Consider the following 18,517-nt stretch of genomic DNA (forward strand, 5'->3'; position numbering starts at 1 on the left):
CCTGCCCCCTGCGCTTTGGCCCGACCATAGCCAAAGCCCGGATCGAGCAACAGGGCAAGATGCGTGATTTACGCCGCGGCGCGCGCCCCTTACGCTGCGCCGGAAACACGAGGGACACGCATGGCCGACACCACGCTTCTTCTGGGGCAGACCCTGAGCTTTCGCGCCGATCCCTTCGCCGCGGGCGTGGCGGAATCGGCCGTTCATGTGCGCCACGGCGGCGTTGCGTTGCGCGACGGCCTGATCCAAGAGACCGGCACGGCGGATGAGCTGCGCGCGCGGCACCCGGGTGCCACGGTGCGGGATTACGGCGACGGGCTGATCACCGCAGGATTCATCGACGCCCATGCGCATTTCCCGCAAACGGCGATGATCGCAAGCTGGGGCAAACGGCTGATCGACTGGCTCAACACCTATACCTTCCCCGAAGAGATGCGCTTCGCCGACGCCACCTATGCCGCCGAAATCGCCGCGCGGTATTTCGATCTGGTGCTCGCCAACGGCACCACCACTGTCTGTTCCTTCTGCACGATCCACCCCGAAAGCGTGGATGCCTATTTCTCCGAGGCACAGGCGCGCGGCCTTCGGATGCTGGGCGGCAAGACCTGCATGGATCGCAATGCGCCCGAAGGCCTGCGCGACACGCCGCAATCGGCCTATGACGACAGCAAGGCGCTGCTGGAGAAATGGCATGGGGCGGGCCGGCTGTCCTATGTGATCACGCCGCGATTTTCGCCCACCTCGACCCCCGAACAGCTTGCCGCCATGGGCGCGCTCTGGGCCGAACATCCAGATTGCCTGATGCAGACCCATCTGAGCGAACAGGTTGATGAGGTGGCCTGGGCCCGGTCCCTCTTCCCGGAGGCGCGCGACTATCTGGATACCTACGAATGCCACGGCCTTCTGGGCGCCGGCGCGGTGTTCGGCCATGCCATCCATCTGGAACCGCGCGAACGGGCGCGGCTGAAAGAGGCGGATGCCAGCCTTGTGCATTGCCCGACGTCGAACACCTTCATCGGATCGGGCCTGTTCGACATGGACGGGCTGATGCGAGAAGGCCAGCGCATCGGCCTGGCCACCGACACCGGCGGCGGGTCATCCTTTTCGATGCTGCGCACCATGGCCGCCGCCTATGAGGTGGCACAGCTGCGCGGGCGTGCCCTGCATCCGGCCGAACTTTACTGGCTGGCCACGCAGGGCGCCGCGCGCGCCCTGCGGCTCGATCACCGCATCGGCAACCTTGCGCCGGGGATCGAGGCCGATCTCGTGGTGCTCGACCTTGCGTCGACTCCCGCCATCGCCCAACGCAGCACCCGCGCCAACGACATATGGGAGGCGCTGTTCCCCACGATCATGATGGGTGACGACCGCGCGGTGAGCGCCGTGTGGGCCGGGGGGCGCTGCGTGCAGCCCGCCGCCAGCGCCGGATAAGAAACCGGATCATCACGCTTGCCGGTGATTCGCCGCCTGTGCTAACCTCTTGGTAACAAGAGCAGTTCAAAAACAAATAAATCAGAGCAGGTATGTGCCATGCACAGGGAATCCCGTCTTTACATGCAGCGCATGTTTCAGGACCACGCGAGCAAGCTTGAACCCGGCCGTGTGCTGGATATCGGTGCGATGGGGCGGCGGCCGAAATATCGGAAAATCTGGGAAAGCGGCGGCTGGTCCTATGTGGGCTGCGATCTGGCCGATGGGCCGAATGTTGACGTGGTACTGTCCGACCCGTTCCTGTTTCCGCTGGAAGATCAAAGCTTTGACGCGGTGATCAGTGGCCAGATGCTGGAACATAACGAAATGTTCTGGCTGAGTTTTCTGGAGATGTCGCGGGTTCTGAAGATGGGCGGTCTGATGATCCATATCGCGCCGTCGCGCGGCTACGAACATCGCGCGCCGCAGGATTGCTGGCGGTTCTACCGCGACGGCATGACCGCGCTGGCCCGTTGGGCCGGGCTGGAGGTTGTCGAGGCCACCACCGACTGGGAAACCCGGCATCTGGATCATTGGCGCGAAAACAACAGCACCAAGGCAAGGGCGATGGAAAAGACCTATCGCAACGTGGATACCGACTGGGGCGATACGATCGGCGTGTTCCGCAAGACGCTCGCCACCGCCGATGCCGAGGGGATGCGCTATGTCCGCCATTTCGCGGCGTTGCACCCCCAAAACAGCGCATCGCAACTGGCGGCGGAATAGAGCCGGCTCCTTTATAGCCAGGCTGGAGGTGCGGCAGCCGCAGCTTCGCGGCGGGCGAAGCCATCCCGCAAGGCACGGGAGGGTGGAGAGTTCCACCTTGGCATAAGCCATTCATTGCGAATGTTTAAATGGTGCCCGGGGGCGGAATCGAACCACCGACACGAGGATTTTCAATCCACTGCTCTACCCCTGAGCTACCCGGGCACGGGTGAACGGGTGTGGTGATCGGCCGGGAAACCTGCCGCACCGCCGTTCGGGCTGCGATCTTCTAGACGCGCGGCTGGGCGGTGTCCAGAGGGCGGAGCATAAAAATTCGCCCTCCAATGCCGCCTTCCCCTGCCGCGGGTTTTCGGGCAGGCCGCGGCTCAGTTCGGCTTGCGCGTTTGACGGTCGGCCTCGTCGGCCGCCTCCTCCAGCGCCTCCGGGGTGTCGTCGGGGATGGCATAGCCTCCGGTCAGCCATTTTCCGAGGTCTACATCGGCGCAGCGCCGGGAGCAGAAGGGCCGGTATTTCGGGGCGCTGTCTTTTCCGCAGATCGGGCAACTCATTTTTCGCGGCCCTCCGTCAGCGGCAAGCGCTCGCGCTTTCGCAGGATCTCGAAATTGCCCAGCGGGGTCCAGCCGGCAAAAGTGGTGTCGACCGGATCGGGGCGAAAGGCGGCCTTGAGCACCTGTTCCAGCTGGCGCCGGTCTTTTTGCGGCATCGGCGCGAAATCGACGATGATCTGGCCGCTCAGCCCCCGCAGCCGCAACTGCCGCGGCAGATCCCGCGCTGCGGCGAGGTTGGCCTTCAGCCCGGCCGCCGGCGACGTGTCGGGGCCGGTGTTCACGTCCACTGCCAACAGCGCCCGCGTCGGCTCGATATAAAGCGCGCCGCCGCCGGGCAGGGATGCGGGCCCGGCGAGCGCGTCAATGGCATCCAGCACGCCCAGATCGGCAAGGGCGCTGTCACCCTCGATCACCTCATCGGGATCGGGATCGGCCCAGTCGCGCCAGGCGCGCATATGGGCATCGGGCGCATCCAGCAGCAACTCGGGCGCGCCAACGCCTTCCGACATGACCGCCTGCGCCACGTCGCGCATCGCGGAAATGTCGGCGGCAATCTCTTCTTCGGCCACGCCGGCGGCGGCCGAACGCAGGATCAACCCGAAGCCGGAGCTCTCCTCGCCCATCGCGGCATGGGCGATTTCCAGCAGGCGGTCACGCTCTTCGTCATCGCGGATGGTCCGCGACACGTTGAGCCCCGGCGCGCCGGGCGTCACGATCGCATAGCGGCTCTTGAACAGGGGTTTCGGCGTGACCGGCACTGCCTTGCCCGGCTCGGCAAAGCCGGAGACCTGCACCAGCAGCGTCTGGCCAGGGGCAAGCCCCTTGGCCTGCCGCATGAACGCGGTGCCGCCGGGCAGTTTCAGGAAGATACCCCCCTGCCCCTTGACCTGCCGGTCGACGGTGGCGCGAAAGATGGCGCCGGGCGCGGGCAGATCCTCGGGCGGATCGACAAGCAGGTCTTCGAGGCGGCCGTTGACCATCAGCGCGGCGGCGGCGCGCCCGTTGAGCTGGCCCAGAATGACGGTGCGGCCCTTCATGGCGCCTCCTTGTAAAGCGGATAGCCCGCCGCCTGCAGCAACGATGCGGTTTCGGCCAGCGGCAGGCCGACGACGGCGGAAAACGAGCCGCTGATCCAGGGCACGAAGGCGCCGGCCATGCCTTGTATGCCATAGCCGCCCGCCTTTCCCCGCCATTCGTCAGAGCGCAGATAGGCGTTCAGCTCTTCGTCGGACAGCCGCTTGAACTTTACCGCCGTCACCACGTCACGCTCCCACACACGCTCGCCCAGGCGCAGGGCCACGGCGGTGATCACGCTGTGGCGGCGGCCCGACAGCGCCAGCAGGAATTCCGCCGCCTCGCCCGCGTTCCGGGGCTTGCCCAGAATGCGGCGCCCGAGCGCCACGGTGGTATCGGCGCACAGCACCGCCTCGTCGGCCCCGGCCTGAACCGCGCGGGCCTTTTCGATGGCCATGCGGGCGCAATAGGGGCGCGGAAGCTCGCCCCTTGCGGGGTCTTCGTCGATGTCAGGAGGGCGGATCGCGTCAGGCACGATTCCGATCTGCGCCAGAAGATCCTTCCGGCGCGGGCTGGCAGAGCCCAGAACCAGCCGCATCAGCCGGTTACTTGAAGCGATAGTTGATCCGACCCTTGGTCAGATCGTACGGTGTCATTTCCACCTGAACGCGGTCGCCGGCAAGAACGCGGATACGGTTCTTGCGCATTTTTCCTGCCGTATGCGCGATAATCTCATGGCCGTTCTCAAGCTCGACCCGGAATGTCGCGTTAGGCAGGAGTTCCTTCACGACGCCGGGGAATTCGAGCATTTCTTCCTTGGCCATGGTCACTCCTAAGTGGTTTTGCCCGCCAGGATGCGAGCGTGGCCTTAAATGCTCTTAAACCCCTGCTTTTTCAAGGGCGGATCGCGCAAAACTGTTCCTGCGGGCAAGGATGCCGCGCCACGCGGGCGCAAAACGGCGCTGCCGCGCATTGCGCGCCGCCCGCCGGAAAACCGCATTTCCTTCGATTTCAGTGGTATTCGCGGCCGCACCCGCCCGCGTTTGCCGTCAGGCACAGGGCGGGCCGAACCGTTCGATCAGGTGATCGCGTATCTGGTCGCGCGACTGGCGATAGGCCGAAAGCTTGGCCTCCCGCGTCTCGCCCAGGCCGGTCGGGTCCAGAATCGGCCAGTATTCCACGTCGAGATGATAGAAGCGCGTCAGCTCCAGTGCGCGCCGCTGGCTGGCCGGCGACAGCGCCACCACCAGATCGAAGCTGGACAGGTCATCGCCCCATTCCTCCATCTCGTCGAACGAGCGCGATTGATGCCGCTCGAGCGGCACACCGATTTCGGCGCAGACGGCGATGGCGAAACCGTCGACCTCCAGATCATTCTTCACGCCTACCGATTGCACATAGAACCGACGGCCATAAAACTTCTTGGCCATCCCCTCGGCCATGGGGGAACGGACGGCGTTGTGATCACAGCAAAAGAGAACCGATTGTGGGAGGTCCCTCATCACCACATCAGCCCCCGAAATGCAGAACGCATATCAGGGTGAAAAGCCGCCGGGCGGTATCGGTATCGAGTTCGACCTTGCCATCCAGCCGCTCCTGCAGCACGCGCGCGCCTTCGTTGTGGATGCCGCGGCGGGCCATGTCGATGGCCTCGATCTTGGCGGGGGGCAGTTTCTTGACCGCGTCGAAATAGCTTTCGCAGATCTGGAAGTAATCCTTCACCACCTGCCGGAACGGCCCCAGCGAAAGGTGGAACTCGGCGACCGCCTCGCCCGCCTCGGTGCGGACTTCGAAGACCAGCCGCTTTTCGCGGATGGCCAGATGCAGGTTATAGGGCCCGGCGGGCGCCGCCTGCCCGTCACGGGGCGGAAGGGCGAAACTGTTGTCTTCGAGCAGATCGAAGATCGCGACCTTGCGCTCCTGCTCGATTTCCGGTGTCGGGGCGGGCAGGCCAGTATCGTCGATTTCGACCTGGGACAGGCGGGATAGGGTCATTCTGTGCCCTCGTTCAGACGCTCAAGCCGGGCGCGCACCGACAAGCCGTGCGCCTCCAGACTTTCGGAAATGGCCAGCCGTTCGGCGGCGGGGCCGATGGCGCGCAACGCTTCGGGCGTCATCCGGGCCAGCGTGGTGCGTTTCAGGAAATCCATCACCGAGAGGCCAGAGGAAAACCGCGCCGAGCGCGCCGTGGGCAGCACGTGATTGGGGCCACCGATGTAATCGCCGATCGCCTCGGGCGTCCATTGCCCCAGAAAGATCGCCCCGGCATGGGTGACCATCCGTGACAGCCCGTCGGGATCATCGACGCAAAGCTCCAGATGCTCGGGGGCGATACGATCCGACAGCGCGGCCGCCTCGGCAAGATCGCGCACAATGATCACCGCGCCGTAGTCGCGCCAGCTCGCCCCGGCGATCACCCGCCGCTCCAGCGTTTCGAGCCGTTTCTCGACGGCGGCGGCGACGGCACGGCCAAAAGCCGCGTCATCGGTGATGAGGAGCGACTGGGCGCTTTCGTCATGCTCGGCCTGGCTGAGCAGGTCCACCGCGATCCAGTCTGGATCATTGTTGCGGTCGGCGATCACCAGAATCTCCGACGGGCCGGCGATCATATCGATGCCGACCTTGCCGAACACCCGGCGCTTGGCGGCGGCGACAAAGGCATTGCCGGGGCCGGTGATCTTGTCCACCGGGGCGATGGTGGCGGTGCCATAGGCCAGCGCCGCGATCGCCTGGGCGCCGCCGATGCGATAGACGGTATCCACCCCGGCCAGCCGCGCCGCCAGCAAAACCAGCGGGTTGCAGACGCCATCCGGCGTCGGGGCACAGATCACCAGCCGCTTGACGCCGGCCACCTGCGCCGGGATCGCGTTCATCAGCACCGAGGACGGGTAAGAGGCCAGCCCGCCCGGCACGTAAAGCCCGGCCGCCGAAACCGGCGTCCAGCGCCAGCCGAGCGTGGCGCCGTCCGGGTCGGTCCAGCTTTGATCCTCCGGCATCTGGCGCACGTGATAGGCGCGGATGCGTTGCGCCGCCAGCTCCAGCGCGGCACGATCCTCGGGCGAGACCCTGGCGCATTCGGCCTCGATCTCTTCGGGGGAAAAGGCCAGCGTCTCGGGCGTCAGTTCCAGCCGGTCGAACTTCGCGGTCAGCTCCAGCACCGCCGCATCGCCGCGCGCACGCACGTCAGCGATGATCGCCGCCACGGTCTCGTCCACATCCGGCGCATCCTCGCGCTTGGCGCCCAGCAGGGCGTCGAACCGGGCGGCAAAATCGGGATCGGTGGTGTCAAGAAACTGGGGCATGGGTCTCTCCTTGCCCTTCACATATCCGGCCTGCGCGTGTGTCTCAAGCGTCCAGGCGTCGGAACATCAGAAGCTCGTCATGCGACTGCCCGTCATGATGGAATGCATCGGGGATCTCGCCCATCGGGTGGAACCCGTGACGCTTGTAGAACGCCACAGCGCGCGGATCGCCGGCGCGGGCGCCCAGTTCCATCTGCCGGATGCCGTGGCGCGCGGCATCAGCCAGCACCTGGTGCAGCAGCTGCCCCGCCGCCCCCGCGCCGCGCCAGGCGGGGCGAATATAAACCGACATCAGCATCGCACGGTGACGCGCCGCCATGTAGGGTTCGGCGACCCAGCCCATCACGCCCACTGCCCGCCCGCCGTCAAAACCTGCATGATAGTTCGCCTGCTCCAGCATCTCCACAAAGAATGTCAGCGGCCTGTCGGCGATTTCCTCGTACCTGGTGGCAAAGGCCGGGGGATCGTTCTGCAGCGCCTCCAGCCGGATGTCGCGCCACAATGCGGCGTCGGCGGGAACAAGCCGCCGGAAAATCATTCGTGCGCCGGCGCCTTGCGCGACGGGGCCACATAGGGCCGGGTGACATCCTTCAGCGTGACGTCCAGACATTCGACATCCAGCGAAATCGCGCCATCCCCGGAAAGCGTCAGCACCACGCGGCCGGTGCCGTCTTCTCCCGGTTCGAAACTCACCGACAGCAGCGAAAACACCGTGTCCTTGTCGTTTCGGTCCACCCCCTGCGACGATACCCGCGCGACATCGTCGAAGGCCAGCACCGCCTGCACCCTTTCATAAGGCCGGCCGCGCCGTTCAGCCGCCACGCGATCTTCCCACCGGAACCGGTTCAGCAGCAGGGCAAAGCGCCGCGCGCCCGGGCGCCATGCCATCTCGGTGACGGGAAAGACGGCATCCTGCGTCAGGCTCGAAATCACCGAAAGCCCTTCGGCATCATCGGCCTTCAGGCGCAGCGGCGCCTCGGCCCCGTCTTCGAATGTTGCATCTTCGGTCATTCTTCGCGCACCCGTTCGATATGTGCGCCGCAGGCGCCCAGCTTGTCCTCGACACGCTCGTATCCGCGATCAAGATGATAGACACGGCTGACCACGGTTTCCCCCTCGGCGGCAAGGCCGGCCAGGATCAGCGACACCGAGGCACGCAAATCGGTGGCCATGACAGGCGCGCCCTTCAGCCGCTCGACGCCGGTGACGGTGGCATGGCCGCCATGCACATCGATCCGCGCGCCCATCCGCATCAGTTCGGGGGCATGCATGAACCGGTTCTCGAAAATCTTCTCTTCCAGAACGCTGGTGCCTTCGGCAGTGCACAACAGCGCCATCATCTGCGCCTGCAGATCGGTGGGAAAGCCCGGGAACGGCTCTGTCATCACATCGACAGCGTTCACCCGCCCGTTGCGGCGCGACACTTTCAGCCCGCGCTCGGTTTGCTCGACGCTGATGCCGGCCTGATCCAGCTTTTCCGCGAAGGCGGCCACAAGCTCCAGCCGGCCACCGATACATTCCACCGTGCCCCCGGTGATGGCCGGGGCCAGCATGTAGGTGCCAAGCTCGATCCGGTCGGTTACCACGGGATGGGTGGCGCCGCACAGCCTGTCGACGCCTTCGATGGTGATGGTTTCCGTGCCCTCGCCTTCGATCTGCGCGCCCATCTTGCGCAGGCAACGGGCAAGATCGACGATCTCGGGTTCGCGCGCGGCGTTGCGGATGATCGTTGTTCCCTTGGCCAGGGTCGCGGCCATCAGCACATTCTCCGTCGCGCCGACGGAGACGAAGGGAAACACCACCTCGGCCCCTTTCAACCCGCCCGGCGCCTTGGCATGCACATAGCCATCCTTCAGCTCCAGCTCGGCGCCCAGCGCCTCCAGCCCTTTCAGATGCAGATCCACGGGCCTTGCCCCGATCGCACAGCCGCCGGGCAGCGAAACGATGGCGTGGCCATCGCGCGCCAGCATCGGCCCCAGCACCAGGATCGACGCGCGCATCTTGCGCACGATGTTGTAATCCGCCGTGTGATTGTCCAGCCCGTGCGATGACAGCGCCAGAACGCGCCCGTCCTGCAGGCTCGACACCTCGGCGCCCAGCGATTGCAGCAGCGATGTCATGGTCCGGATGTCCGACAGACGCGGCGCGTTGGTCAGCGTCAGCGGCTCTTCGCTCAGCAGCGTCGCCGGCATCAGCGTCAGACAGGCGTTTTTCGCCCCGGCGATCGGGATCTCCCCGTTGAGGGCACCGCCGCCCCGAATGACAATCGAATCCATCTGCTTTGCCTCTTATTCCCGCTCTTCGCCCGATTTGCGCGCCTTCGCCTGCGCCTTGCGCCGGGCCAGGTTCGCCTTCAGCGCCTGTTTCAGCCGCTCTTCGCGGCTTTCCGGCGCTTTTGCGGGTTTCGAATTGCGGGGTTTCTTTTCCATGCCCATTCTCTATCGCAGAGGCGCGATACGGTCCAGAGACAGGGCAACCGCGTCTGCCGACGCCGCGCCGGAAAACCGGTCAGTTAGCGCTTGCGTCCCCCGGCGATTACGTCTAATCAGCCGCCCATTCGGGCCGCAGTAGCTCAGTGGTAGAGCGCACCCTTGGTAAGGGTGAGGTCGGGAGTTCAATCCTCCCCTGCGGCACCATCTCGCACTTTTGGTTGTCGAAATCGCCTAACACCTTGAAGGGTAAGGTGGTTTTTGGTGTTCCATACACGCCTTCCGGCATGAAGGTGAGGGGCTCAGAAAAAGCCAGCCTCAGAACTGTCTGACGGATAGCATGGCTCCCATTTTTATATATATCCCAAGGCCTTGAGAGAAATTTGAGGGCGAGTTCAATACAGTCTTCAAACCCAGCCACATTTGGCAGTGGCTCACCAGCCCTCTCGACCAGTGCGATCTTCTCCCGTTCCAGCTTTTCGATCTTGGCTTCTATGGCTTTGATGACAGTCGGGTTCTTGGTCTCGACCATGCGGTCAACGAGTTCCAAAATACTCTTGTCAGCAGCGTCTGCCTGACGCCGCCACTCTTCCCGCTCGGCCCGAGCCAACTCAAGGCGGCTGTTCCAAGCGTCCTTGAACATCGCGATCGCGAGATCGACCAGCCTTTTGGTGGGCTGTAGGCGCGCCAAGATGTCTTCGAAGCCGCCTTCCATCTTAGCCCGCGCAACAGACTTGCTTTTTTGCGAACAGCCGCGCGTTTCGCATCGGTAGTATGCATAGTGCTTGTATTTGCCCTTCGACCACGCGCCGGTCATGTTGTTTCCGCACTCGCCGCAAGCAACAAAGCCGCGCAAAGGGAAATCTTCACTGAAGTCAGCCCGTGCCGATCCCCGCGCGCCTTCGACAAGGTTCTTCTGGATTTGCTCATATGTGGAAAAGCTGATTAGCGGCTCATGATGGCCACGGCGCAGCGACACGCCCCACGTCTTGGCTTGCACATACCCCGCATAGAGCGGATTCTTCAAAATCTTGGTGATCTTCCATGCTCTGATCTTCCCGTTCGGTTGGTCCTTCGGGAACTCCGGTTTGCTCTCTAGGAAGCGCTGGACTTCAGCCTGAGAACGAAAACGCCCGTTTGCGTATCCGTTTAGGGCTTCGCATAGACAATCCGCCACCGGCTCGTCAGGAACCAACAGCTTCCCATGGATACGATCCGTCGCGAATTTATACCCGACAGGTGCGTGAAAGACCCAATATCCTTTCTCTACACGGGCAGTCATTTTTTGTTTTACTTGGCGGCGGTTCTGATCGCGCTCTAGCTCGCCTTGGGCGGCAATGATTGTCTCTATGAATTTGCCTTCAGGCGTATCTTCAAAAGAAAAATTGAGGCATTCGATTCTTGCTCCACGGTTGGCAAATTCACGGCGAAGCTTGATGTGAAATTCGACATCCCGCGCAAACCGTTTGAGATCGTCAAAAATAACGATATAGTCCTTACTTGGCTGCGCATCGAGATAGGCCAGCATGCCACACATACCAGGACGCTTCAAAAAATCACCGCCGCCCGAGGCATCGTCTGGAAAAACCATCTCGACATCATAACCTTTGGATTCAGCGTATTGGCGACAACGATGTTCCTGGCTGTCCAAGCCTGATCCGGTAAGCCTTTGTTTCGTCGTTGAAACGCGGCAGTAGATGAGCGCGGAAGCCGTTCTTGTTTCTGTTCGCGGGATACCCATGAATCCTCTCTTTTCCGCCCTTGCCGCTAGATGGCAGGCGCGTCTATGTCTTTCTGTTGTTTACCTTGTACCAGTCCAGTGGACTCCGATTTTTCCCCACGATCAAGCTCTGTTCCAAGTTTTCCACAGGCTTGTTGGACAGGATGCACGCCAAAGCCAAGTTCGACGAAGGCGGTTATGATCGACCAGAGAGCCCGAACAATTTCAGCCTTTTGAGCCTGGGTCAGCGACGGATCGTCGAGATATGCTTGATAATGCTCCAGGTCGATTTCAAGGTTTCCAAAGGTCTCGCAATGGACTGCTTTGTCCATTGCGGCGGACAGATCAGGAATGGTTGTGTTTTCACCATTTTTCACGATTGATGATCCTTATCATCTGGCAAGATGGACCTCTCGCGGCCATGCTGAAACGGCGCGTTGAGGCACTTGCGTATCTGGATTTTGTCGCGACCGGCCTTACAGCAGTTCACGGATGGTGCATTGCAGCGTCTAACGCTTGCTGAGTGAGGCTTTCGCCTGAGCACCTACCTCTAATTATACCATAGGTTGCAGGCGTTTCGCAAAAACCGTGGTCGTGTCGGGAGGGGCGACTGTCGCCATGCACCCCGTTGCCCGCTCCTAACGTTCGTGGTCATCTCGTTCACGACGCCGCAAACGGGAGCGCGGCTGACGAGACTGATCGTCCTCTCTCAAACGGCCGAGCCTCTTTTCCCGCTCCTGATCGCGTATCTGTTGGATTGCCTCAAAAGCCTTCTGGTCAAGGCGTGCGGCGGTCAGAAGATATTTTTCGGGAATCGAATGGCTCTTTTGCCAACTTCCATCCTTGTCTCGATACGAACGGGTGCGCTCAGTGTTAAAAACCGGCCCATCGTCCGTATCCTTCTGCCAGATCGCCACCTCGATTGGACCGTATCGATGCGTTTGAACGGGCTTGTTTGAGTTTTCCTTGTCACTCATGTTCCTCATCCTTCTTTATGGCTGATATCCCTTCACGAAAGACCAAGTGCCCGAGTCATATTGCGGAAAGTCCGCAAATTTCCGTGGCACCGGCTCTTTGACCACTTTAGCCCGCGACGGACCCCATCGGCGGGGGATAGAAACGCAATCAAGCGGCGGATGATATGGATTTGGCAGGAAACGAGCTGCAAATTCCCGGCGCGAGTAGTATGCATATTTATGCCCAAGGATTGGGCTCAGGCTTTTGCCTGAAACAAACAGGATTTGTCGATCTTCGGGCATCGCCAGAATCTCATCGGGCGTCATAAGCGACCGCGCCTGCTTTGTCCGATGGGTTTCAGCAAAGGCTTGGAGTTTCATGTTCTGCATCGCTGCAATTGGATCGCCGCCGCCAAGGACGCTCATGGCCGCTTGCTGTTTTGCCTGACGGGCTTGGGCTTGACGCAAACCATCATCATATTCGAGGGTTTGCTGACCAAGCATCACGGAAACGAGCCGCGCTGTCTCGTAATCCCGCACGCCAAAAAACTGGCGCATCGTAGCCGAGCCCATAAACCCTTGTAGGCCAGTGGGACCAAAGTTACGGGTGATCTGGCCTGCATCTTGAAACAATGCCCAGGCGCGCACACCTGCACCACGCCCGAAAGTGAAGGCACGCAACAAAGCGTCAAAGCTGCCAAGCTGACCGGCCTCATCAACAATCATGTTGACCGGCGGCGCAGACGGCGCGCGCGACTTGTAGAGCATCTGCACCGTGAACATGGTACGCAGCACCGGAGCCCAGATCGACACATATTCGATTGGCACATTGATGAACCAGGTGGCGGCCCGTGAGGAGTTGCAGGTTGCGGACAAGGACGCTCTGGGTCTTTCCAACGCGGCCTGCAACATCGGATCATCAAGGAAATTCAGGTAAGCGTAGAGCTCTCCCACAATGCTGCCGAACTCCCGCGCGCTGTCTTGTTGCTTGGCCAACATTTCGCCCGCCGAGCGCCGCACGCTCTCCATGCTTGAGCCGAGCATGCATTCGAGGATGTCCGGCCACTCGCCATTATTGGATTCAATGGCGTTGATCGTGCGATAAAGCGAGGGGAAGGACACTTCGCCATCACGCTCAACCAGCATCTTGACAAAGGCTTCACCCCATTCTCGGGCGCGAAGCTCAAAATACTTCCCGCTAGAAGAACCGCTGATCGGGATCAGGCTTTCAAGGATAAACTTACAGTCGGCATGAAAATGCGGGCTGTTTAGCCTGAGGATATCAAGTGGCTGCATGGCATGTTGCGGAAGGTCGTGCAAGCCAGTCGGGTTCCAGCAATACACATGGCTTCCAGCCATCGCAAAGTTCACCATGGTCACGGCAGCGATTTCGCCACGCGGATCGAGGATGAAATTGCGCTCACCGGCGGCACGGGCGACAGCCATTGAAAGTATGTCACGCATTTTGCCGGAACCGGCTCCCGCGACCGTGAGCCGTGGTGCGTCAGTATTCAGCATCAGGGGGGTCTGGCCAAGATAGCCGATCTGCATGCCATCGGAGCCAAGAAGCCCCGCATTTTTAATTTCTTGTCCGGTTGCCCATGCGGCACTCCCGAACCGATTTGTTTCATTGTCGAAAACCATGACTTCTCCCAAGAAAAAGGGCCGCCGATTGGCGACCCCTTGATTGAGTTTTTGTTTTCGCGGCTCAGCCGATGACCGCGACGATGATGACCAGAATGATCGCCACCGCGATCACAGCGGGCCAAGGATTTTCCTCTTTTTCAACGATTACGCCACGAATTCTTCCACGTGCCATTGTATTTTCTCCTATCCTAGTTGTGCTTCACATGAAGCGGGTGATGATTGCCAAGCCACCGAAGATCAAAGCTGTGCCGACTGATGCTCGCGCGACGAAGAAAACGAGCAAAAAGCTAAGGCCGTACCAGGTAACAGATGCCAATCCGATGAGCCCATCGCCATAGGTTTGAAATGTTAGTGTTCGCACATAGACGATGGTGTACTTCCAGAGTATTGGCCCTCCGAAGAAAGCGGCGATCAGGGCAAGCAGATTGGCAAGGCCGGTGACAGAAGACATGAAAATATTCTGCCCTGCCTGTGCGTGATTTTTGTTCAGCATTGTTTGAAACTCCAAGGCTGGAAGAACGACGTTGCTCTTCGATTCCCTTGATACCGCAGCCTCCGGCCAGTCTCGGGGGTTAAGCTCAACCAGCCGTCATTCGCGCGCTTTGTGCGAAGAGCCAAATGCTGCAAAGTGCGAACATCAAGCCAGCTACCTGATGATAGCTCAACCGCTCACCAAACACCGTGACACCCAGCACCGACATAAGGATCAGATGAGTCATGCTGGACATCGCCGCGCCCTGCCCAAGACCCTTGGACAGGACTTGCGCGTAGATCAGATTGCTGAGCGCGAAGATCGCGAACGCATATCCCAGGTCGGTCAGCATTCCGAGATCGGCATAGCGCTTGAGAAAATAACTCCCCCCCGCAAAACCCCCGCTGGAGGCAAGCAGGCTGAGCCAGGACATAGCCATCATGGATACACCTCATATTATGGAAAAGAAAAGCATCACACCAAGTCGGGCGGTGCTTTGAGTATGTTCAATTGAACCGCCAGAAACGGGTGGTATCCGTTAATCGACCTTTGGGGGATCGTCGTCATTGGCGGCACGTACTCCCCAAAGGAGAGCCTCGGACGGAAATCTCGCAGTCAGAATTGTAGCCAGAATGCGCACGCGTTCCCGAGACTCCGGTCTACGGCGAGGCGTTACATCATCGGGACAACGCTTGTGACAGAAGTCACGGAACCACTCGCGGATGAAGGGGCGTTCGAACTGTTCCATGTCCAAGTGGACTTCGTCGCCGTCAAAACCGACGATCCAACCGCGATAGTCCCGGTACAGGTTCGTAAGGTGCTCATGCCATGCAGAGTCCTTGACGTTGAGGCCAAAAGCGAAGTTTCTTAGGTCGCGGATGTAGGTGGAGTTTTCCAGCATTTGATCGGTCACGAAATGGGTCATGAGGCGTTTGCAGTACCCGTTCAAAGTACAAGCAGGGCAAAGGACAGTAGACATGTGGTGCTCCTTCCGTAGCATTGGTCTGGCACCGCTTGCTGGCCGCGATCCTGCTCCGTCAGAAGGTCACCAGACGGGGCGCACACACGACAGCAGAGCTTTGCGGTACTGCTTGAATTGTTATATTTATCAGACTGTTGCGAAACGAACAGTTCGTTCCAGACCGTCCCACGTCGTTGCATGTGGTAACAGACGGAGCCCCCGATGACCGAGACCCCGCCCGCCGGGGGCGAGGCACCGGTGTTTGGGCAATATCTTAAAAAACGCCTCGCCGAAGAAAATCTGAACCCATCCCGTCTGGCAAATTTGTCTCAAGTTTCGAGGACGTCGATAGGACGGTACATCTCCGGCAAGATCGCGACGCCAAACCCTTTTCAAGAGAATAAGATTCTCAAAGCGCTCGATGGCCCGGAAGCGTATCTGGAACACTACCGGCAGTTTCGCGAGACCGGACTCACGCACAAAGAGGCACTGCGGGCGCAAAGCAGCGAAGGTTCCGAGACTTCCGAAGTTGCCGAGGCTTCCGAGGTTCTCCCGGATGCGTCGGAGGACAGCGGGCAGAGTGAAATCTCACGTCTTGACGGTTCATCCCGCAAAGATCGCCATTTCCGAGCTTCCTGGGCGATCCTCGGGCTTGCCGCAATTATACTTGCTCCAGCGATTCCTTGGTTTCTCGACCTCGCGCACTGGCGATTGATAGAATCCGAACTGCTGGCAGATAAAGCTGACGAACCTACCAAAGAGCAACAAGCCTACGAGACCGCAAAGGAAAGCATTCTGAATTCTGGCATTCACCCACAATTCGACGTTGTTTGGAACAAAGAAGGGGCTACCGTTTGGCTCAACAAAATTGATGAATTGCCATCTGAAGCGCAAATCGAGGTTTCCCGCGACGGCATTACATACGCCCGAGCTTCAAACGTCGCAAACCTACTGCCAAACGATCAGTTCATAGTACGGCTGAACCACTATGCATGGGAGCGGCCCATCGGTCCGTTCGATTTCACAGACGAGGTTCAGGCGCTCGCGACTGCGGCCATCGCCAATTCCAGCTCCGAGCAAGGCGGCCCAATCACCTGCGCAGCAGGATCGTGCGAGATATCTCGTTACAGCTTTTGCAATGGAAACTGGTCAAAACTCACGCTTGGGCGCTCACCCGACACGCCTGAAGTCGACCTAGATCTCGAAGCGTGCGACAATGTTGGCCTGCTGAACGATTGCCTTTCAACACCAGCAACTCTTTTTCCAACTGGCCCATTGCAAACCATATATGCGGAACTTCACGCCAATCAGGGCGGCACCTATAGGTTCTCGTTTAAAACGCTTCCACTTTCTTTTGACATCAAGAATAATGGAGAGGAAGCGGTTGAGTTAACTCCATTGCCGCCAAATGTTGAAAATGCGCCCTATGCAACCGCTTGGTTTAGCAAATACACATCAAACTCCGATATTCGATTTAGGATGTATATTGGCGCAGGTAGTTGCCGAGTGGGAGACCTGGCACTAGAAGATCAGTTCAGCGCAATCTATTATGACGCCGACGGGAATGGAAATTTGAGAGGCGACCTTAGGTATTTTTCGATACCCGAACCCTCACGTGATTTTGTCGAGATTACTCTTGTAGGCAAAGATAGCACGATTTTCGGCCCTTACCGGTATCGATTTCCGTCCGACGAGATTATTGCGCGCGCTGTCGCGGCAACCGAGAAGCCCGACACTTTCGAATGTGACAGAAAACTCGTTGATCCTTTTGACACCAAATCTTGGTATTATTCGTGCTCTGCACCCTCAGAGTATCAAAACATTTATGATTGGGCAAAAGTATCTGAAATACATTTTGGCTCCAGCCCCGATAATCTTTCAAAGATCATCAAAATTGACATGTCACCACGCCAGATGGCTGTCGCACAAGCTGACAGCTTATCGGGCGACCAGCCACCTGTATTCGAATATTCGCCGCCTAAAGATAGCCGTGATCTTTACTTCAAAATTTATTATGTGGATGGATCACAGGGTCTACTTCAACGCATGACGTTGCCGGAGCCCATGTAAAGTCTTTTTAGACAGGCTCCGGGTTTGGAGTCAGGTACAACTCATCGGCCATCTTTGCTTCGATGTGGTTTCTCAGGTCAATTGACAGCTCTTGACTGTTCAAAGAGATAATCTTCGCGATCAATTTTGCCGCTATATCACTGGGCTCTTCGTGAGTTTCAAATTCAACTGCAAGATGTTCTGTCGATTGCTCGACCCATGTTCCTTCTTCGACAGCCCACGATCCAATGTCACTTGTGATTTCTCCGTGGGATGAAATCTGAAGATCAAACGTGCATCGATCTTCTTGCGTAGGTAAGTCTTTGGATACGATCCGCCCGAATGTTGAACCGAACTGGACGGGTACGTATCGGCTGTCCCACGAATATCCTTGCCCTGATGAGGATGAAAGGAACTCGTCAAACACCGCCTCCAACTCTGATCCGACCTGTTGCGAGTGCTCGATCCGTTTCGCCAAAGCTCCAATTGTGTCTTTCAAACCCATTGTTCATTTTAGCCTAAAAGGGTGCAAGAAAGCAAATTTTGCTCATAGAAACATGGCATTACACATATTCTTGCCTATGCCGCAGCATCCATCCCAAGCCGCCTAAACCCGCGCTGCAATGTACTCTCGGACACGTCGAACCGGCTGGCCGTTTGCTGGTATGTCTGGCCTTCCTGATGCACGAGGCGATGGGCTTCGATCATCTTCTCGTCGGTCAGTCGGCGCGGCCTGCCAATCGGCGCGCCGCGTTCCTTTGCCGCCCGCAGTCCGTTGCGCGTCCGCTCCCGCACCAACTCGCGCTCGAACTCGGCAACCGAAGCGAACAGGTGGAATACCAGCCGCCCGCCGGATGTCGCGGTGTTGATCCCCTCGCATAGGGAAGAGAACTGCACACCTTCGTTGTCCAGCCGCGTAATCAGATCGGCCAGATGCAACACCGACCGCCCGAGCCGATCCAGACGATAAACCACCAGCGTGTCACCCTCGACCAAGGCTCGTAAAGCATCGTCAAGCCCTGGACGCTCGGCCCTTGCCCCTGAAATTCCGTGGTCATAGAAGACTTTGTCGCATCCCGCACGGCCAAGCGCATCGAGTTGCATGTCTAGCCGTTGGTCCTCGGTGGACACCCGCGCATAGCCGATCAGTTGCCCATGTGGGGATGTTCGCTGTGGTGGATCGGGCCAAGGGAGCATCGTGTCACCTTTCGACTAGCAAAACC

The 18,517-nt window shown here is 59.7% G+C and carries 22 protein-coding genes, 2 tRNA genes and 1 pseudogene; 4 read left to right on the plus strand and 21 right to left on the minus strand.

From position 1 onward, the window contains the following. Positions 1-120: 120 nt before the first annotated feature. Both guaD and TQ29_RS14325 read left to right on the plus strand, forming a co-directional pair. The gene (gene guaD, locus TQ29_RS14320; protein WP_054539708.1) at positions 121-1,431 is read left to right on the plus strand and encodes a guanine deaminase; all 1,311 of its coding nucleotides are present in this window, start codon (positions 121-123) and stop codon (positions 1,429-1,431) included. Positions 1,432-1,530: 99 nt separating this feature from the next. Further along, positions 1,531-2,196: a methyltransferase domain-containing protein gene (locus TQ29_RS14325; protein ID WP_082386662.1), complete on the plus strand. Its 666-nt coding sequence runs from the start codon at positions 1,531-1,533 to the stop codon at positions 2,194-2,196. A gap of 129 nt (positions 2,197-2,325) precedes the next feature. Here TQ29_RS14325 and TQ29_RS14330 read toward each other — a convergent pair. From TQ29_RS14330 to TQ29_RS20960, 12 genes are all read right to left on the minus strand, one after another. Then, positions 2,326-2,400: transfer RNA gene (locus TQ29_RS14330), tRNA-Phe, on the minus strand. A gap of 161 nt (positions 2,401-2,561) precedes the next feature. Next, positions 2,562-2,744: a DNA gyrase inhibitor YacG gene (locus tag TQ29_RS14335; protein WP_037209840.1), complete on the minus strand. Its 183-nt coding sequence runs from the start codon at positions 2,742-2,744 to the stop codon at positions 2,562-2,564. Continuing rightward, positions 2,741-3,781, minus strand: coding sequence for a ribonuclease E/G (locus TQ29_RS14340; RefSeq protein ID WP_054539710.1), 1,041 nt, complete (start codon positions 3,779-3,781; stop codon positions 2,741-2,743). The genes TQ29_RS14335 and TQ29_RS14340 overlap by 4 nt, the downstream gene beginning before the upstream one ends. Further along, a complete protein-coding gene (locus tag TQ29_RS14345) occupies positions 3,778-4,356 on the minus strand; it encodes a nucleoside triphosphate pyrophosphatase (RefSeq protein ID WP_054539711.1) in 579 nt (192 codons plus the stop codon). The genes TQ29_RS14340 and TQ29_RS14345 overlap by 4 nt, the downstream gene beginning before the upstream one ends. Before the next feature lie 7 nt (positions 4,357-4,363). Beyond that, a complete protein-coding gene (gene infA / locus TQ29_RS14350; RefSeq protein WP_037209844.1) occupies positions 4,364-4,582 on the minus strand; it encodes a translation initiation factor IF-1 in 219 nt (72 codons plus the stop codon). 225 nt (positions 4,583-4,807) lie between these two features. Further along, positions 4,808-5,260, minus strand: a complete 453-nt coding sequence (locus TQ29_RS14355; RefSeq protein WP_082386663.1) for a low molecular weight phosphatase family protein — start codon at positions 5,258-5,260, stop codon at positions 4,808-4,810. A gap of 7 nt (positions 5,261-5,267) precedes the next feature. After that, positions 5,268-5,753, minus strand: a complete 486-nt coding sequence (locus tag TQ29_RS14360) for a UPF0262 family protein (protein ID WP_054539712.1) — start codon at positions 5,751-5,753, stop codon at positions 5,268-5,270. Continuing rightward, positions 5,750-7,060, minus strand: a complete 1,311-nt coding sequence (hisD, locus tag TQ29_RS14365) for a histidinol dehydrogenase (protein ID WP_054539713.1) — start codon at positions 7,058-7,060, stop codon at positions 5,750-5,752. The genes TQ29_RS14360 and hisD overlap by 4 nt, the downstream gene beginning before the upstream one ends. A gap of 43 nt (positions 7,061-7,103) precedes the next feature. Further along, positions 7,104-7,598: a GNAT family N-acetyltransferase gene (locus TQ29_RS14370; RefSeq protein ID WP_054539714.1), complete on the minus strand. Its 495-nt coding sequence runs from the start codon at positions 7,596-7,598 to the stop codon at positions 7,104-7,106. Beyond that, entirely contained in the window at positions 7,595-8,071 is a 477-nt protein-coding gene (locus TQ29_RS14375) for a DUF2948 family protein (RefSeq protein ID WP_054539715.1), read from the minus strand. The genes TQ29_RS14370 and TQ29_RS14375 overlap by 4 nt, the downstream gene beginning before the upstream one ends. Beyond that, positions 8,068-9,336 carry a UDP-N-acetylglucosamine 1-carboxyvinyltransferase gene (gene murA, locus TQ29_RS14380; protein ID WP_054539716.1) on the minus strand — a complete coding sequence of 423 codons (1,269 nt, stop codon included), beginning with the start codon at positions 9,334-9,336 and terminating at the stop codon, positions 8,068-8,070. The genes TQ29_RS14375 and murA overlap by 4 nt, the downstream gene beginning before the upstream one ends. A gap of 12 nt (positions 9,337-9,348) precedes the next feature. Further along, entirely contained in the window at positions 9,349-9,489 is a 141-nt protein-coding gene (locus tag TQ29_RS20960; RefSeq protein ID WP_173585966.1) for a hypothetical protein, read from the minus strand. Positions 9,490-9,621: 132 nt separating this feature from the next. Between TQ29_RS20960 and TQ29_RS14385 the strand changes: the two genes are divergently transcribed. Then, positions 9,622-9,696 (plus strand) — tRNA-Thr (locus TQ29_RS14385). A gap of 589 nt (positions 9,697-10,285) precedes the next feature. On the opposite strand, the pseudogene TQ29_RS21305 reads toward TQ29_RS14385, so the two are convergent. The 7 genes and pseudogenes from TQ29_RS21305 to TQ29_RS14420 form a co-directional block, all read right to left on the minus strand. Further along, a pseudogene (locus TQ29_RS21305) lies at positions 10,286-11,230 on the minus strand (recombinase family protein); the annotation flags it as partial. Between the two features lie 26 nt (positions 11,231-11,256). Continuing rightward, entirely contained in the window at positions 11,257-11,586 is a 330-nt protein-coding gene (locus tag TQ29_RS20725; protein ID WP_157445596.1) for a hypothetical protein, read from the minus strand. Positions 11,587-11,847: 261 nt separating this feature from the next. Continuing rightward, positions 11,848-12,186 (minus strand): hypothetical protein, encoded by a 339-nt coding sequence (locus tag TQ29_RS14400; protein WP_054539719.1) that lies wholly within the window; start codon positions 12,184-12,186, stop codon positions 11,848-11,850. Positions 12,187-12,201: 15 nt separating this feature from the next. Then, positions 12,202-13,809, minus strand: coding sequence for a type IV secretory system conjugative DNA transfer family protein (locus TQ29_RS14405; protein ID WP_054539720.1), 1,608 nt, complete (start codon positions 13,807-13,809; stop codon positions 12,202-12,204). Positions 13,810-14,011: 202 nt separating this feature from the next. Beyond that, positions 14,012-14,305, minus strand: coding sequence for a hypothetical protein (locus TQ29_RS14410; RefSeq protein WP_157445597.1), 294 nt, complete (start codon positions 14,303-14,305; stop codon positions 14,012-14,014). An 85-nt stretch (positions 14,306-14,390) separates the two neighbouring features. Beyond that, entirely contained in the window at positions 14,391-14,726 is a 336-nt protein-coding gene (locus TQ29_RS14415; RefSeq protein ID WP_054539722.1) for a hypothetical protein, read from the minus strand. Between the two features lie 96 nt (positions 14,727-14,822). Then, complete coding sequence (locus TQ29_RS14420; RefSeq protein WP_054540461.1) at positions 14,823-15,263, minus strand: hypothetical protein; 441 nt, start codon at positions 15,261-15,263, stop codon at positions 14,823-14,825. Between the two features lie 204 nt (positions 15,264-15,467). Between TQ29_RS14420 and TQ29_RS20730 the strand changes: the two genes are divergently transcribed. Next, positions 15,468-17,315 (plus strand): helix-turn-helix transcriptional regulator, encoded by a 1,848-nt coding sequence (locus tag TQ29_RS20730; RefSeq protein WP_157445598.1) that lies wholly within the window; start codon positions 15,468-15,470, stop codon positions 17,313-17,315. A 7-nt stretch (positions 17,316-17,322) separates the two neighbouring features. Here the strand turns inward: TQ29_RS20730 and TQ29_RS14425 are convergent, their stop codons facing one another. Together TQ29_RS14425 and TQ29_RS14430 are read right to left on the minus strand one after the other, a co-directional pair. Continuing rightward, positions 17,323-17,799, minus strand: coding sequence for a hypothetical protein (locus TQ29_RS14425; protein ID WP_054539723.1), 477 nt, complete (start codon positions 17,797-17,799; stop codon positions 17,323-17,325). A 74-nt stretch (positions 17,800-17,873) separates the two neighbouring features. Further along, positions 17,874-18,491: a recombinase family protein gene (locus tag TQ29_RS14430; protein ID WP_054539724.1), complete on the minus strand. Its 618-nt coding sequence runs from the start codon at positions 18,489-18,491 to the stop codon at positions 17,874-17,876. Between the last annotated feature and the right edge of the window lie 26 nt (positions 18,492-18,517).

Origin of the sequence: Actibacterium sp. EMB200-NS6, from assembly GCF_001305615.1 — a bacterium.
GTDB lineage: Bacteria > Pseudomonadota > Alphaproteobacteria > Rhodobacterales > Rhodobacteraceae > Actibacterium_A > Actibacterium_A naphthalenivorans.